Here is a 17,790-nt window from a genome sequence, read left to right on the forward strand (position 1 = left end):
AAAATCCGAAGCACGGGAGAGAAAAGTATGAAGAGAAAAATAGGAATAAGAAGCATCGGAATCAAGATGTTGCTTGGAATTTTACCTGTTGTTGTGTTAGCATTGGGATTATTAGCAAAAATCAGTGAGTCTACAAGCCGTGATTTGATTACACAGCAAAGCAATTCCACCATGCAGTCAGAACTGAAGGCAAATGTCAACAGCATCAATGATTACTTGAATGTGGTTGAAACAACTGCTATGAATATTTCGCAGGTGGTTGGTTCTTCTTACCAAACGACACAGTTGGACACGTATGGAGCTGCTATTTCAAAAATTATAGAGAGCAACGATTTAATCCTGGGAAGCGGCATTTGGTTTGAGCCAAATACATTTGATGCCCAGCAAAAATATATGGGTCCTTACTGGCATAAAGTGGGGGATAAGACAGAACTAACGTATGAGTACAACAATGCGAGCTATGACTATTTTAACCAGGAATACTATAAGCTTGCAAAAAGCGGGATAAAAAAGGCTGTTATTACGGATCCATATTTTGATCCGACCTTAAATATCACAATGGCTTCCTGTACTGCGCCGATTTATGATTCAAACGGAAAATTCATTGGAGCTGTTACAGTTGATATGCAGTTAAGTGATATCAATGAACTTATTCAGTCTATTAAGGTTGGAAAGAATGGAACTGCAATGCTTACCTCTTCCAGCGGTATTTACCTGTGTGGAACGGATCAGGAAAAGATAACAAAAGGTGTCAATATTTCACAAGATGAGAATGGTTCTCTTGCAGCGGCAGGTACATCCATGCTTTCAAGTGAAAAAGGCAAGGTTAACTATACGGACGGAAGTGAGACATACAATCTTTATTATGACAAGGTGCCTGATATTGGTTGGATTATAATGATTAAGATGCCTCAGTCTGAACTGGAAGAACCGATTGTTGCACTGAATGCCAAGCTTATGCAGGTGAGTGTAATTGCAATTATCTGTTGTATTTTGGCGGTATTGTTCCAGGTTGCAGTTATTGCCTCTGGTCTGAATAAGGTAAAACGGTTTGCAGGATCTCTTGCAGAAGGTGATTTTACAATAAAACCACTTAAGTCAAGAAGCAAAGATGAATTGGGCCAGATGAGCAGTTCCTTAAATAATATGTTCACCAACAACAAGGCTGTGATTGAGCAGATTTCGGAACAGGCAGGCGGTATCACCGATGCCAGCGTGCGTTTGAATTCCGTATCTGGGGATCTGCAGCAGCAGTTTAGCGAAGTTAAAGTTTACATGGGAGATGTAGATAAGGCTATGATGTCTTCTAGTGCCGCAACGGAAGAATTAAATGCTTCTATGTCTGAGGTAAATACTTCCGTGAACGTTCTTGCTGGTGAAACAGGAAAAAGCAGTAAGATGGCCGGAGAAATCATGGAACGTGCACGGGAGATCGAAAAGAACAGCCGTGTTGCTTATGAAAGTGCCGCTGATATCTCAAAACAACGGGAACAGGATCTTTTGATGGCAGTAGAACATGCCAAAGTAGTAGATAAGATTGGGGATATGGCAAGAGTTATTTCCAATACTGCTTCTCAGATTAACTTATTGTCCTTAAATGCTTCCATAGAAGCGGTCAGAGCCGGAGAGCAGGGAAGAGGTTTTGCAGTTGTAGCCAGAGAGATTGGAAGACTTGCAAAAGATACTTCTGAGATCGTTAAGGAGATTGAAGGAACTATTACAGAGGTACAAAAAGCATTTGGCATGATGATGAACGGATCAGAGTCTATGTTGAAGTTCTTAAAAGAGACGGTTACTCCTGATTACAATAACTTTGTAGATGTAGGACAGCAGTATGGACGGGATGCGGTTTCTATAGAAGAGATTTCAAATGAGATAGCCGAAATGGCCGATAATATCAGTCAGGTAATGCAGGAAGTTCGTGATGCAATTCAGAATGTCTCTGAATCTGTCCAGACTACGGCTGGTAACAGCAGCATGGTTCTTTCCACCATTGAAAAAGCATATGATGTTGTTACGGATATGTCAAAGATGTCTCAGAAGCAGGAACGTATTGCAGAAGAGCTCAATACCGTTGTATCTGGTTTCAAACTGAAATAAAAACGGTCTGTCTCCGGTAGTGATACGCCGGAGACAGATAAAGAAAAGGATTTTAATAGAATATCCTTGACATTTTAGTCTTCTGTTATTACAATGATAGAAAATAATAATGTCATATATGAAATGCTATGATGGTGTCAGTAGATACTTATTTTCTTCCAGAGAGAAGGGGCCACCGGCTGTAAGCCCTTTTAAGTTCAGATAAGAGATCGAATTTCCCGCCGAAGCAGCATGGTTGAAGCCGTTTTCCTGTGTTTTCAGGTATCCGGTGTGTAGGTCATGACGTTTTATACACGTTACGTATACCGAGTGCCTGTGAGATTCACAGGAAACAGGGTGGTACCGCGAATATAGCTTCGTCCCTTTTTGGGGCGGGCTTTTTTTATTTGTTTTAGCTCTTAGGCTAAGGAAAAAATCAATGATGAAAGAAGGAGAGCATGATCATGAGAGACCAATTGGAACAGATCAAGAAAGAAGCATTAAAGCAGATCGAAGCTTCGGATGCGTTGGAAAAACTGAATGACATTAAAGTTGCTTACCTCGGAAAAAAGGGTGAACTGACCAATGTTTTAAAAAGTATGAAGGATGTTGCGCCAGAAGACAGACCAAAAGTAGGGCAGCTTGTTAATGACGCACGTGCCGTAATTGAAGGGAAGTTAGAGGAAACCATCGCTGTTCTGCAAAAGAAAGTAAGAGAAGAACAGTTAAATAAAGAAGTGATTGATGTGACTCTTCCGGCTAAAAGAAGTAAGTCAGGTCATACTCACCCCAATACCATTGCACTAGAAGAGGTAGAGAGAATTTTCGTTGGCATGGGATATGAGGTAATGGAAGGTCCTGAAGTAGAATATGATCACTACAATTTTGAAAAACTAAATATTCCTAAGAATCATCCCGCAAGAGATGAGCAGGATACGTTCTATATCAGTGACAGCATTGTCTTAAGAAGCCAGACTTCACCGGTTCAGATTCGTGCCATGGAAGAAGGAAAGCTGCCTATCCGTATGCTGGCACCAGGGCGTGTATTCCGCTCCGATGAAGTGGATGCAACCCATTCCCCATCCTTCCATCAGATTGAAGGTCTTGTAATTGATAAGAATATAACCTTTGCAGACTTAAAGGGTACTCTTGCAGAATTTGCAAAAGAACTGTTTGGACCAGAAACAAAGGTTAAGTTCCGTCCTCATCATTTTCCTTTCACAGAACCTAGCGCTGAGGTTGATGTGACCTGCTTTAAATGTGGTGGCGATGGATGCCGTTTCTGTAAGGGATCTGGTTGGATTGAGATCCTAGGATGTGGCATGGTTCACCCCAATGTACTTTCTATGAGTGGAATCGACCCAGATGAGTACTCTGGATTTGCTTTTGGAGTTGGTCTAGAGCGAATCGCATTACTAAAATATGAAATTGACGATATGAGATTGCTGTATGAAAATGATATCAGATTTTTAAAGCAGTTCTAGGAATAGAAAGGGAGAGAAATCAATGAATACACCATTATCATGGATTAAAGCATACGTTCCGGAACTGGTTGTGTCACCTCAGGAATACACAGATGCCATGACGCTTAGCGGAACTAAAGTAGAAGGATTTGAATGTCTGGACAAGAATTTAGAGAAGATTGTGGTTGGACACATCTTATCCATCGAACGTCACCCAGATGCAGATAAATTAATTATCTGCCAGGTGAATGTTGGAGAAGAGACCGTTCAGATTGTGACCGGAGCGTCCAATGTTGCGGTTGGAGATAAGGTTCCAGTGGTTCTAGATGGAGGAAAGGTGGCAGGAGGCCATGACGGCGGTGCCCTTCCAGAGGCTGGAATCAAAATTAAAAAAGGTAAATTAAGGGGGATAGAATCTTGCGGTATGATGTGTTCCATCGAAGAGCTAGGAGGCACTAGTGAGATGTATCCAGATGCCCCGGAAAGTGGAATTTATATTCTTCCAGGAGATGCAATTCCTGGTGAGGATGCGGTGGAATTACTTGGATTTCACGATACTGTATTTGAATATGAAATCACTTCGAACAGGGTTGACTGTTACAGCGTGATTGGAATCGCCAGAGAAGCAGCGGCTACCTTCCGTAAGAGTTTTGTCCCTCCGGTAGTTACTGCAACGGGTAACAAGGAAGATATTAATGATTATTTAAAAGTATCTGTAAAGGACAATAAACTTTGCCCTCGTTACTGTGCAAGAATGGTGAAAAATATTAAGATAGCGCCCTCTCCAGTTTGGATGCAAAGACGCCTTGCTGCTTGTGGAATCCGACCTATTAATAATATTGTTGATATCACCAATTATGTAATGGAAGAGTTTGGTCAGCCCATGCATGCATTTGATTATGATTACATTGCGAATCATGAAATCATTGTAGCATGTGCAAAGGATGGGGATACGTTCCAAACGTTAGACGGACAGGAAAGAAAGCTTGATCGTTCTATTTTAATGATCAATGACGGTGAAAAAGCGGTAGGAATCGCAGGAATTATGGGAGGAGATAACTCTAAAATCACAGATGACGTAAAGACGATGGTCTTTGAAGCGGCATGTTTTGACGGCACTAATATCCGTCTTTCTTCCAAAAAAGTCGGACTTAGAACCGATGCTTCCGGCAAATTTGAAAAAGGACTTGATCCCAATAATGCAATTTTAGCAATGAACCGAGCTTGTCAGCTAATTGAAGAATTAGGCGCTGGAGAAGTTGTTGGCGGAATTATTGATATCTATCCAGAAACAAGAGAGGGAAAAAGAATTCCTTTTGAACCGGAAAAGATGAACCGATTGTTAGGAACTAAAATATCTGCAGAAACAATGCTTGAGTATTATAAAATGATTGAACTGGGGTATGATGAATCTTCTTCTGATATCCTCATCCCGACCTTCCGTCAGGATCTGGAGTGTATGGCAGACCTTGCAGAGGAAGTAGCCAGATTCTTTGGATATGATAAGATCCCGGTATCTCTGCCAAACGGAGAGGCCACCACAGGAAAGCTGTCCTATAAATTAAGAGTAGAGCAAATCGCCAGAGAAGTGGCTGAATTTGCTGGTTTCTCCCAGGGAATGACATATTCCTTTGAAAGCCCTAAGGTATTTGATAAGCTTTTGCTACCAATTGACAGTCCTCTTCGTGTGACCGTTAATATCTTAAATCCCCTGGGCGAAGATTTTAGTGTAATGAGGACTTCTCCTCTTCACGGTATGTTAAACTCTCTGTCCACCAATTATAATCGAAGAAATAAAAGCGTTCGTCTTTATGAACTGGCTAACATCTATCTTCCAAAAGCGATTCCTTTAACGGAACTGCCTGAGGAAAGAATGCAGCTAACATTTGGCTTTTACGGAGATGGCGATTTCTTTGATATGAAGGGTGTAGTGGAAGAATTATTTGAGAAAACAGGCATGAACAAAAAGCCTCATTATAAACCAGCAAGTGACAAACCATTCCTTCATCCAGGAAGATCCGCTGAAATTATTTATGACGGAATTACCATCGGATATATTGGCGAGGTTCATCCAGAGGTTACGGATAATTATAAAATCAGTGAGAGAGCTTATGTAGCAGTTATTGACATGCCATCTATGATTCCTTTTACAGATTTCGACCGCAAATACGTTGGAATTGCAAAGTATCCTGCAGTTACAAGAGATATCAGTATGGTAGTGCCTAAGAATATTTTGGTAGGCCAGATTGAAGAGGTAATTGAACAGCGAGGCGGAAATAACCTGGAAGGCTACGAACTGTTCGACATTTACGAAGGAGCGCAGATTTTGTCCGGCTTTAAATCAGTGGCTTATTCTATCACATTCCGTGCCACAGATCATACACTGGAAGATCAGGAGGTTTCTGCAGTCATGAAAAAAATTCTGAATGGGTTGCAGGGGCTGGGAATCGAACTTCGTGCATAAAAAAGATATTATATAGCAAAAAGATGCCAGTTTGTAATCCGAGAACTGGCATCTTTTTTTACCCCCCTTTGCATGGATATAGATTTTCCGGTCAATCCTTACGATATAAGAACTTATCTAGGGAGGCAAAAGGATGTTAGGGGATCTTGATATAATAAAAGTAATAGGAAGAACGGTTTATGACTCGTGGGGAAATCCAGCAGTTGAGGCAGAGGTGGTTTTGGAAAATGGCGCCCAAGGAAGAGCCATCGTGCCGATCTATGGTATGCAGGATGGGAAAACGGAAATAGAGATTCTAAATGATCAGCTTTCGGATGCGATTATGTTTGAGGATGCATCTGATCAGGAGGAAATTGATCGGTTGCTTTTAAATGAAGGCATAGAGATGGGAACTGGTAGTGGAAGTGTTCTTGCTTTGTCCATGGCTATAGCAAGGGCAGCAGGCGCAGGACTCTTTCTTCCGTTATATCGATACTTAGGTGGAACTTCTGCGCCAATCATGCCAGTTCCAATGCTCAGCATGATTTCTGGAGGGGACACAGAAAAAGGAATTGACTTTCAAGATATTACCGTGATTCCAATGAATACGAAATCTTATGGAGAAGGACTTCGTATGGGAACCGAGATTTATCATACATTAAAAGGACTGCTTTTGATTAACGGCTATGATACTTCTACCGGGCATGGTGGAGGTTTTGTGGCGGATATGAAAAATACAGAAGAAGCTCTTCACTACATTATGGAAGCCATAAAGCTTTCTGGATACTTACCTGGAACTGATGCAGGAATCGGAATCTATGCAGCAGCAGATCGGCTGTATAAAAAGGAAGATGGCATCTACATCTTTCATCAAGAAAGCAGACAGCAAGGATTGATGATTCATAGAGATCAAAAGGATATGATGGATTATTACTTAAGACTGGCTGATGGTTTTCCCATTTATTCCATTATGAATGGGTTATGGAAAGAAGATTTGGAAGGGAGAGAGCAGATTACTGGAATGCTCGGTCATCGGGTGTTGCTGTCGTTTCAAGATTCCACGGCTTCCAATGCGGATGTGATTGAATTGAAACAAGCAAGAACGGTTACCTCTGCTCTTAATATGGTTGAACAAGCCAAAATGTCTGGTCATAAAGTTATTATAGCCAATGATTTTATTGAAACAGAGGAATCCTTTGCGGCAGATTTGGCGGCAGCAGTTGGGGCTGATTATGTAAAATGCGGTGCGCCCTGCAGAGGAGAATGTACTGCAAAATACAATGAATTACTACGAATAGAGGAGTTCTATCATAGTAGACAGTTCCTATAATTATATAAAAGTAGCTTGTATTTATTGATAAATTATGGTATAATGGCTTTTGTTTGACTATAGGAGGTGAGAAGATGATTCGAATTATTTTATCAATCATATTTGTTATCATATGTATCGCTTTATCAGCGATTATCCTGTTACAGGAAGGAAAGAGTCAGGGCCTTGGAGCCATCGGTGGTATGGCAGATACCTACTGGGGAAAGAACAAGGGCCGTTCCATGGAAGGAAACTTAGAAAAATTCACGAAATACGCCGCGATTCTTTTTTTCGTTTTATCCTTAGTACTGAATCTGAATATACTGTAAAGATTAAACACTCTTGTATATGACAACAAGGGTGTTTTTTTTCACATAATAGGGTAAAGTATATATAAAAGAGAAAAATGTAATACAAAGGCAAAAATATTTAAGTATAAGAGAGGTAGAATATGACAGGAGAACAGTTAACACAGCGAAAAGCCATGCTTTTAAAGCTGTTTCAAGACCCTACTTTTGTTCCTATGAAGATAAAGGAGATCGCAATACTCCTAGATGTTCCAAGGGATCAGAGGGAGGATTTAAAGGATGTGTTGGATTCCCTTCTTTCAGAAGGCAAAATCGGTATTTCACAAAGAGGGAAGTATGGGAAACCAGACATTAGTTCTATAAGTGGAATTTATTTCGGTCACCCAAAAGGGTTTGGTTTTGTTGCAGTTGAAGGATTGGAGCAGGATATATTCATTCCGGAAGAAAAGAACGGAGGAGCACTTCATGGAGATACCGTACTTCTTTCGGTAGAGTCAGAATCAGGTAATGGAAAAAGAGCAGAAGGACGTGTACTTAAGGTAGTAAGCCATGCCAACAGCGAAATTGTGGGATTTTACCAGAAAAATAAGAATTTCGGCTTTGTGATACCAGATAACCAAAAGCTTGCAAAAGATGTGTTTGTGCCCCAAGGAAAAGATATGGGTGCAGTAAACGGTCATAAAGTGGTTGTAAAGGTAACTGACTTTGGGGGTCCTGATCGCAAACCAGAAGGCGTTATTATAGAGATCTTGGGACATGTTAATGATCCTGGAACCGATATTCTCTCCATTGTCCGGGCTTACGGTCTTGCAGAGGAGTTTCCGGAAAGTGTAATGAAGCAGGTGGCCGCCATTCCTAGTGAAATTGATGGAAAGGACATGCAGGGTCGTCTGGATATAAGAGGACTTCAAACCGTTACGATTGATGGAGAGGATGCTAAAGATCTTGATGATGCAATTACCATCTCAAAGAAGGGTAATATTTATACTCTGGGAGTTCATATCGCGGATGTGACGAATTATGTAACAGAACGCAGTCCACTTGATGAAGAGGCATTAAATCGAGCAACCAGCGTATATCTTGTAGATCGAGTAATTCCCATGCTGCCACATAAGCTTTCCAATGGAATCTGTTCCTTAAACCAGGGAGAAGATCGATTGGCTTTAAGCTGCATGATGGATATTGATGAAAGCGGAGATGTTATCTCTCATAAAATTGCTGAAACAGTAATTAATGTAGACAGGAGAATGACATATACGGCGGTTAATGCCATCGTGACAGACCGTGACGAAGCAGTAATGAAGGAATATGAAGGATTTGATTCTATGTTTTTCTTGATGAAGGATCTGGCGGATATTCTCAGAGAGAGAAGAAAAAACAGAGGTTCAATTGATTTTGATTTTCCTGAGACAAAGGTGATTCTTGACGAAAAAGGAAAACCGATTGAAATCAAGCCTTATGACCGTAATGCAGCTACAAAAATCATAGAAGATTTTATGTTGTTGGCAAATGAGACAGTGGCTGAGGATTACTTCTGGCAAGAGATACCATTCCTGTACCGGACTCATGATAATCCTGATCCGGAAAAGATGAAGAGCCTAGCTACTCTGATTAATAATTTTGGATATTCCATCCGTTTTCATAATGGAGATGTCTATCCAAAGGAAGTACAAAAGCTTTTGGCAAATGCAGAGGATACACCAGAAGAGGCTCTTATCAGTCGTCTGGCTCTAAGATCCATGAAGCAGGCTAAGTATACCGTAACCAACACAGGACATTTTGGTTTGGCAGCGAAGTATTATACTCACTTTACATCGCCAATTCGAAGATATCCGGATCTTCAGATACACCGGATTATCAAAGAGAATTTAAGATCTGGTTTAAGTGAGAAACGTATGAGTCATTACGATAAGATATTAGGTCAAGTTTCGATTCAGTCCTCGACCATGGAACGAAGAGCCGAAGAGGCGGAAAGAGAAACCATAAAGCTTAAGAAGTGCGAATATATGTCAAAATATATTGGCGAAGAGTTTGATGGAGTTATTTCCGGTGTAACAAACTGGGGACTTTACGTGGAGCTTCCTAACACGGTAGAAGGAATGGTTCATGTAAACCAGCTTCAGGATGACTATTATCATTTTGACGAAGAACATTATATGTTGGTGGGAGAGACCACAAGAAAGACATATAAGCTTGGTCAGCCTATAAGAGTTGTTGTTGAAAACACCGATAAGCTTTTACGCACCATTGATTTTGTTCCGGCGAAAACATTATAACAGAGAATTACTTACAGGGATTTAATTTTGCATTGTCAAAATTAAATCCCTGTCCTTGTCATGAACTCTTTACTTAAGATATAAAACTGATTCCATCAAGGCCTTGATTTGCCTGATGAATCCGGTATAATAGGGGAAACCAGAAAGTAGTATCATTTTCTTTCTTTTCAAAGGAGGTTTCTATGGCAATTATTGTAAAGAAGTTAGTGAAAAATGCATATTTCTTATATAAGATGGAATTGGTTGCCGGTAGAAATGGAATGAATAATCTGGTGCAATGGGTTCATATTATTGAAGATGATGCGGTAAGTCCTTTTTTGCATGGGTATGAACTAGTGTTTACAGCAGGAATTTTAAATAAATCCAATCACTGGCTTCTTGATTTTGCAAAAAAGTTAAATCAATCCGGTGTGAGTGCGTTTGTGGTTAATTTGGGCCCTCATACCAGAGAGATTCCAAAGGAAGTAGCAGCGTACTGTGATGAAGTGAATATGCCGCTATTTACCATTCCGTGGGAGACACGAATGGTGGATATGACACGGGATTTCTGCCGTAGAATTATGCAAAATGACAATGTGGAAAACACCATGGCTACCACCATAAAAAACATTATTTTTAATGTTGGTGATCTGGAATCTCAGATCTTACAGATGGAGCGTTATGGCTATAAAAGGAGTGACACTTTTTGTTTTATTAGTCTCCTGATTGAAAAAAAGGATGTTACAGAATACGAAGAATATATGGATCGCTTCACCATATATGCAGAAAAAACCGCCAGAAAGATTCATGAATTATTTATTTCCTTTACTTATAAAGAAAATCTTGTGTTTGTACTGGTCGCTTACACCGATGAGGAAATTGATGATTTTGTAAAAGACTTTTTTGAATCTGTTAAGACAGAAAAGAGTGAATCTCTAATTCATATGGGAATTAGCTCCAATCAGCCGGGTATTTATAATCAGGAACAGAATTTTGAGCGATCATTTTCTGCAATGGAAATGGCCCAGAAGCAGAATGAGAACGTACTTTATTATGATAAGCTGAGTATTTATAAAATTCTATATGCGGTTAAGGAACGATCTGTATTAAGAAGTTTTTACAATGATTCCATTGGTCTATTGGAGAAGTATGATAGAGAGAATAAGACTGATTTGGTGTCCTTGTTAAAAACCTATTTGGAAAATAACGGAAGCCTTCAACTGGTATCGGAAAAAATGTACATTCATCGCAATACAGTAACAAACCAGTTAAAGAGAATTGAAACCATTACCGGATTTAATCCGTTGGAATTGGAAGATAAAGTGAAATTATATTTAGGGTTCTATATTCACGATATTATCTGATGCAATTGCAAAATGCCCTTTTACCCTTTAGAAATGGCCCTTTTCAGGCTGTTTTGCAGGAAGGTGATTGTGCACATGCACAATTATCTTTGTTCAACTGTTGGTTGCAATCCTTGTTTGACTATGTTTATAATACTACCATGTTAGACACGGAAGGAAATACAGAAAAGATTCGTAACGTATTTTACTTCTCAAAAATAATGAATGCAGCGACGATGCTACCAAAAGCCATCGGTCCGCTGCTTTTTTTGTAGGAGGAAACGACAATGAAGGGTGAAGAAATAAGAAGCACATCAATGGAATATAACTTACAGTCCTGGAGCAAGCAAAAGAACATTAACCCTATTCCAGTAGAAAAGGCAGACGGAATTTATTTTTGGGATTACGATGGAAATCGTTACAGCGATATGTCCTCACAGCTTGTAAATATGAATCTTGGGTTTGGAAATCAGAAGATCGGCAACGCAATTAAAGATCAGGTGGATCAGTTTTGTTTCATTGGCCCCTCTTACGGTGCAGAGTCAAGAGCCACCCTTGCAAAGAAGATTATAGATTTGATGCCTGATAACATGGGAAAGGTTTTCTTTACCAATGCGGGTGCAGAATCCAATGAGAATGCAGTAAAGATGGCGAGAATGTTTACGGGAAAGAATAAGATCTTTAGTCGGTACAGAAGTTATCACGGTTCTTCCTTTGGAGCAGGAAACTTAACTGGAGAGCCAAGAAGATATGCATTAGAGCCAGGTGTCCCAGGATTTATCAAGTTTTTTGATCCATATGTATATCGGGAAGCAATTACATTTGATTCAGAGGAATCCGCTACACGTTATTACTTAACAAAGCTGGAAGAACAGATTCAGTACGAGGGATCAGACAGCATAGCAGCAATTGTAATGGAGACGATAACTGGATCAAATGGAATACTGATTCCGCCAAAAGGTTATATGCCTGGCATTCGTGCACTTTGCGATAAATACGGAATTTTAATGATTTGCGATGAAGTCATGACTGGCTGGTGCCGTACAGGAAAGATGTTTGCCTTTGAGCACTTTGATATTAAGCCGGATATCGTAACCTTTGCCAAAGGGGTTACCTGCGGATATGTTCCTCTTGGAGGAGTGGTTGTGAGTAAAGAAATTGCTTCCTATTTTGATGAGAACTTATTATCCTGCGGGCTTACATATAGCGGGCACCCACTTTCTTGTGCAGCCGGCGTTGCATGTGTAGATTATTATGAAGAAGCTGATATTTTAGGAAATGTAAATAAAGTAGGTCAGGTTCTTGGGGAAACTCTGGAAGAGATGAAGAAAAACCATCCATGTGTGGGAGATGTTCGCTATATCGGTTTATTCTCAGCAATTGAACTGGTAAAGGACAAAGAAACAAAAGAACCGCTGGTACCTTACGGAAAAGATCCAAATGGTGTTATGGGAAAAATAGCAGGTCTTTTAAAAGATAGGAAGTTTATGACCTATACACATGAGAATATGGTATTAATTGCACCTCCTCTTATTATTACGGAGGAACAGCTTAGAGAAGAACTGATGAAGATGGAAGAGGTACTTACGATTGTTGACCAGGAACTTTTATAATTAGTTTAGAAAAGGGGTGGACTATGGCGACTCAATTTATGTTACCAGGAAGAACCATATTAGGCGCTGATGCATTAGAAAGCAGTGAACATGCAATCAAAGGTCTGGGTAAGAAAGCATTTATTGTAACGGGTAAAATCGTAACAGAGACAGGATTGGTCTCTATCCTTACGGGATATCTTGACAGATGGAATATTGATCACAAAGTATTCAATGATATTACAGGTGAACCAACGGATGAAATGATCCTTGCAGGAGTGAGTGATTATAAAGATTTTCAATGCGATTTTATCATTGGAATTGGCGGTGGCAGTCCTTTAGACAGTGCAAAAGCTATCGGTGCGATGACTGCATTAGATGGCAATATATCTGATTATATGGGCGTAGACATCAAAGGGGTATTCCCACCCCTGGTACTTATACCCACAACTGCAGGAACTGGCTCGGAGACAACAAGGTTTACTGTCATTAAGGATACGAAAAAAGGAATCAAAATGCTGTTAAAAGGCGATGATTTACTTCCCAAAGTCGCAATCATTGATCCGAAATTGACCGTAACAGCTCCAAAAAGCATTACAGCCGCCACTGGTATGGATGCCTTAACTCATGCGGTAGAATCTTATATTTCAAAAAAGGCAAATTCTCTGACCGATACCTATGCATTATCCGCAATCCGGCGTATCTTTCAGTATCTGCCCCTTGCCTATGAAGATGGCACCAATATGAAAGCAAGAGAAGAGATGGCAATTGCCGCATTTGAAGCTGGGGTTTGTATCAACAATGCATCGGTAACCATTGTACATGGGATGAGCCGGCCCATTGGAGCATTATTTCACATTCCACATGGGATTTCCAATGCAATGCTTATCTCGGATTGTCTTTCCTATGTAGCCGATGGCTGTTACGACAGATTTGCTGATATGGCAAAAGCAATCGGTGTCGCAAAAGAAGAGGACGACGAAAAGAAAGCCTGCGAAGCATTCTTAACCGCACTTGGTAAGCTGTGTAGTCAATGCAAGATTCCTAAAATAAAAGAGTATGGGATCCAAAAGGAAGACTTTGAGGCTGCTTTTGATAAGATGGCAAACGATGCCATGGCCAGTGGAAGTCCTTCCAATACAAGAAAAGAAATAGACAAAGAAGATTTAATCAAAATATATAGTAGATTGTTTTAATCATGAAACTTCCTACGAAACGTAAGAAACTTACAAGGGTGTAAGGCGAAAGCTTTACACCCTTGTCTGCATAACAGGAGGACTTAAATGGTGAACGTAGTGAATTTTGAAGAAGAATTTAAAGAAAGAGACGCATCCCTTCCAAGAGAAACCGAAATTATAATCGAGAACTTAAGTGTGAATTTCCCTGATAAAGATGGGGGAGAGCCGATTGTAGCCCTATCCAACGTGAATTTAGAGATCAAGCAGGGAGAATTTATTTCTCTTTTGGGGCCATCCGGATGCGGAAAAACAACCTTACTTCGGACCATTGCTGATTTACAGGAAAAGTCTTCAGGAACCATATCCGTTCGGGGACTGTCACCAAGAGAGATCCGCCTGCAAAAAAAATATGGCATCGTGTTTCAGTCGCCAGTACTATATGAATGGCGAAGTGTCCGAAGAAATGTATGTATGCCCATGGAACTTCTTGGTATGCCAAAGAAGGACCGGACAAAACGAGTGACAAAAATGCTAGAACTTGTAGGACTGATGGAGTTCGGTGAGAAATATCCTCATGAATTAAGCGGTGGTATGCAGCAAAGAGTAAATATTGCAAGGGCTCTCGCAATTCGTCCGGAAATCCTTTTAATGGATGAACCATTTTCTGCCTTGGATGAATTTACAAAAGAAAAACTCCATGAAGATCTGCTTCGTATCTGGCAGAGGACCAATAAGACTATTTTATTTGTTACACATAACATTCAGGAGGCGGTTTTCTTATCAGACAGGGTAGTGGTTCTTTCTCCTCACCCAGGTCGTGTATCCGCAATTGTTGATATTGATCTTCCAAGACCAAGACCAATTCAAATGAAGGAAACCCAGGAATTTAATGCCTTGGTATCAAAGGTAAGAAATAGTTTTGAGGGGGTATAGCATGATCCAAATCAAAAAGATACTTTCCTCCAAATATATGGTAACCCTTGTATGGGTGTTGGGTCTTATCCTCATATGGGAGTTAGGCGCTACCGTGATAGAAGGTACAAAGCGGTCTCCTGAGAATGTGTTACCCCATCTTCATCAGATATTGGCCTCTGTTTTTACTACCAACAAGGTAAATGGAACTCAGACTGCGTTCCAGATCGTCTTAAGCAATGGCGGGATTACTCTTCTACGAGCAGGGATTGGCTTTGTAATCGGTGCAGGCTTAGGGTTCCTTCTTGCACTAATCATGAATCTGTTTCTGCCAATTGAGAAGATATTATTTCCATATCTGATGATGATACAGATGATACCGATTCTTGGTATGGCACCAATCGTCCTTGCTATTACAAAGGATATTAATAAAAGTCGCATCATCATAGCTGCCATACTAACCTTTTATCCGGTGGCCACCAACACACTGGCAGGGTTTAAATCAGTGGAGAAGGAAAAACACGAGCTCATGTATTCTCTTGCGGCAAGCAAATTTGAGATATACCGGAAATTATTAATTCCATCCTCTCTGCCTTATTTTTTTACGGGATTAAAAATATCAGCACCCATGGCCATTACAGCAGCGATCCTGGTTGATACATTACAGGGCGGTGCAGGACTTGGAACTGTACTTTCTCAATCCTTAAAACATGCCACTACTATATATATTTTCTGGCAGATTGTATTTTTAAGTGCCATTATTGGTATTTTGAGCTTTTATCTTATGGTTTTACTGGAGCAGGCAATCTCTCCATATAAGAGAAAGAAGAAAAAGTAGAAGGAGAGAACATGAAGAAGAAACGATATCTTAGATGGGATAAACAGTCTGCAACAACTGTTTTGTATCCAGTCATATTTGGTATCCTTTTATTGATTCTTTGGCAAACCCAGCTTTTGCACAAGTTACTAGGAGCTGATACTTTTGCGCTTCCCCTTCCGGGCAGAATCTTAAGGATTATATTTGATAATGGACCAACTATCATTGAAAACATAAAAGCAACGGTCATGGTTGCAGTGGGGGGCTTGTTCTTTGGTTCTATCTTAGGATATTTACTGGGAATCATTGCAACGGTATTTCCAAAATGGGGAGCAGGAGGTCTAAGCATTGCATCTGCAATCAGCGCAGTACCTATCATTGCCATTGCTCCAATCTTAAACAATTTAACAAAGGACTTCAGCGATGTTGCAAATGTAAGAAGCATGTTTGCAAAGACAATTGTGGTCACCATAACCTGTACGGCAGCTATGAGCATCAATGCATACAGAGGTCTTAATGAATTAAAGCCTTATTCGCTTGATTTAATGAAAAGTTACGCAGCAAGTAAATTAACAGTCTTTTTAAAGCTAAGAATTCCCAACAGCGTACCCTATATATTTGTTGCCCTAAGAGTCAGTGTACCCGCCAGTATCATCAGTGCACTGGTTAGCGAGTATTTTGCCGAATTCATCATTGGAGTTGGCAGACAAATCAGGGAAAATATCGTGCTTGCCCAGTATGCGACAGCCTGGGCATATATCGTAGTAGCATGTGCCATTGGAATTATTATGTACGGCATACTACTTGCTGCAGAAGGAGCTTTGCTAAAAGGTAGGAAATAAATCGATTAACACTATTTTAGAGGAGGAATTATTTATGAAAAAACGAACAGGAAGCTTAACCGCAGCAGCATTAACACTTGCACTAACAACCGCAGCATTATCTGGCTGCTCAAGCGCACCGGAAAAAGAAACCACGATTGCCACGACGGTAGCGGAAAGCACAACAGGAAAAGAAACTGTTGCAACAGAAGGCGCAAAGGAATCTGCAAGTACAGGCAAATATTATTCCGCGGATGCAAAAGCGAAAGACATCGTAGAAGATGCCGCTAAAAAAGGGAAAGTTGGTAACTGGGGTTTAGGCAATGAATATGAGGTTCAGGCACTTTTAAGCAAATACGGCCAGAATACTGCATTTCTAAGTCAGGCATTTGATATGGATGGGTTTGATGACAATTCCATTTTGTTGGCTTCGGCAATGACCTATAACGAGCTAGGTCTTATAAAGAATACATATCAGGGCGGTTACGGATATGGAGATACCGTAAACTTCATTGATATGAATAACGAAGGCGTAGCCATGTTAGAAGATAATATATTTACAACAAAGGAATTTGCCTCTGCAAATCCAAACACAGTGAAAGCTTTTGTCAGTGCATCTATGAAAGGCTGGGAGTATGCCTGCGCCAATCCAAAAGAAGCGGCAGAAATCGTCTTCAATGCAGGTTCCTCCGTATCCAGTGAACACCAGGCTTATATGGCGGAAGAAGTAAAGAAATTAGTAGAAACTGATACCAAGGGAAATAAGGTAACCGAATTAGGAAAATTAGATGATGAGGCACTGCAGCAGACCCTCGATTTGGCTAAAAAATACATCAAATTAAGTGACAGTACAGCAGCAGAGAAGCTACAGACATTAACGTTAGATGATTTCCGTGATGCCTCTTATTGGAACGATGCAAAAGATGGCAGCACTTTGGGCAAACCAGAAAAAGCTGATGTATCCATTCAGTTAAAATGGCTCCCTCAGGCTCAGTTTATGGGATATTATGTAGCGGCTGCAAAAGGATATTATAAAGATGCCGGCTTAAATGTAACCATAACACCAGGTGGCGGAGATATTGGTGAAACAACAGCCGTAAATTCTGGTCAGGTAGATTTCGGTGTAACCTGGGATGCCAACCTTATAGCAGCCAATGCGGGAGGTATGAATTTGATTGCAGTATCACAGGTTTATCAAAGATCAGGCTTAGTTCTGGTATATAAAAAGAACAAATAAAACAAATAAAAAATCAGTAATCGTGGGTGCTAA

At 40.3% G+C, this 17,790-nt stretch carries 13 protein-coding genes and 1 other annotated feature; all 13 genes read left to right on the top strand.

The genetic code is table 11. The features are described from left to right. Positions 1-27 precede the first annotated feature (27 nt). Entirely contained in the window at positions 28-2,100 is a 2,073-nt protein-coding gene (locus BET01_RS20525; RefSeq protein WP_158585114.1) for a methyl-accepting chemotaxis protein, read from the top strand. Positions 2,101-2,219: 119 nt separating this feature from the next. Continuing rightward, positions 2,220-2,467: a binding site (T-box leader), on the top strand. Positions 2,468-2,543: 76 nt separating this feature from the next. Next, a complete protein-coding gene (pheS, locus tag BET01_RS20530) occupies positions 2,544-3,563 on the top strand; it encodes a phenylalanine--tRNA ligase subunit alpha (protein WP_120198749.1) in 1,020 nt (339 codons plus the stop codon). A 22-nt stretch (positions 3,564-3,585) separates the two neighbouring features. Then, on the top strand, positions 3,586-6,006 hold the full coding sequence (gene pheT, locus BET01_RS20535) for a phenylalanine--tRNA ligase subunit beta (protein WP_120198750.1): 2,421 nt from the start codon (positions 3,586-3,588) through the stop codon (positions 6,004-6,006). A 133-nt stretch (positions 6,007-6,139) separates the two neighbouring features. Further along, positions 6,140-7,315: a phosphopyruvate hydratase family protein gene (eno, locus tag BET01_RS20540; protein WP_120198751.1), complete on the top strand. Its 1,176-nt coding sequence runs from the start codon at positions 6,140-6,142 to the stop codon at positions 7,313-7,315. 74 nt (positions 7,316-7,389) lie between these two features. Next, complete coding sequence (secG, locus tag BET01_RS20545) at positions 7,390-7,623, top strand: preprotein translocase subunit SecG (RefSeq protein WP_120198752.1); 234 nt, start codon at positions 7,390-7,392, stop codon at positions 7,621-7,623. Positions 7,624-7,778: 155 nt separating this feature from the next. Then, complete coding sequence (gene rnr, locus BET01_RS20550; RefSeq protein WP_120198905.1) at positions 7,779-9,878, top strand: ribonuclease R; 2,100 nt, start codon at positions 7,779-7,781, stop codon at positions 9,876-9,878. 182 nt (positions 9,879-10,060) lie between these two features. After that, entirely contained in the window at positions 10,061-11,221 is a 1,161-nt protein-coding gene (locus BET01_RS20555; RefSeq protein ID WP_120198753.1) for a PucR family transcriptional regulator, read from the top strand. Positions 11,222-11,487: 266 nt separating this feature from the next. Beyond that, a complete protein-coding gene (locus BET01_RS20565) occupies positions 11,488-12,813 on the top strand; it encodes an aminotransferase class III-fold pyridoxal phosphate-dependent enzyme (RefSeq protein WP_120198754.1) in 1,326 nt (441 codons plus the stop codon). 23 nt (positions 12,814-12,836) lie between these two features. After that, a complete protein-coding gene (locus BET01_RS20570; protein ID WP_120198755.1) occupies positions 12,837-13,988 on the top strand; it encodes an iron-containing alcohol dehydrogenase in 1,152 nt (383 codons plus the stop codon). A gap of 87 nt (positions 13,989-14,075) precedes the next feature. Continuing rightward, positions 14,076-14,903, top strand: coding sequence for an ABC transporter ATP-binding protein (locus tag BET01_RS20575; RefSeq protein WP_120198756.1), 828 nt, complete (start codon positions 14,076-14,078; stop codon positions 14,901-14,903). 1 nt (position 14,904) lies between these two features. Continuing rightward, entirely contained in the window at positions 14,905-15,720 is an 816-nt protein-coding gene (locus BET01_RS20580) for an ABC transporter permease (RefSeq protein WP_120198757.1), read from the top strand. A gap of 11 nt (positions 15,721-15,731) precedes the next feature. Next, complete coding sequence (locus tag BET01_RS20585) at positions 15,732-16,541, top strand: ABC transporter permease (RefSeq protein ID WP_120198758.1); 810 nt, start codon at positions 15,732-15,734, stop codon at positions 16,539-16,541. 34 nt (positions 16,542-16,575) lie between these two features. Further along, on the top strand, positions 16,576-17,757 hold the full coding sequence (locus BET01_RS20590) for an ABC transporter substrate-binding protein (protein WP_120198759.1): 1,182 nt from the start codon (positions 16,576-16,578) through the stop codon (positions 17,755-17,757). The last annotated feature ends 33 nt before the right edge of the window (positions 17,758-17,790 follow it).

It is taken from the genome of Lacrimispora algidixylanolytica (assembly GCF_003609635.1).
GTDB lineage: Bacteria > Bacillota > Clostridia > Lachnospirales > Lachnospiraceae > Lacrimispora > Lacrimispora algidixylanolytica.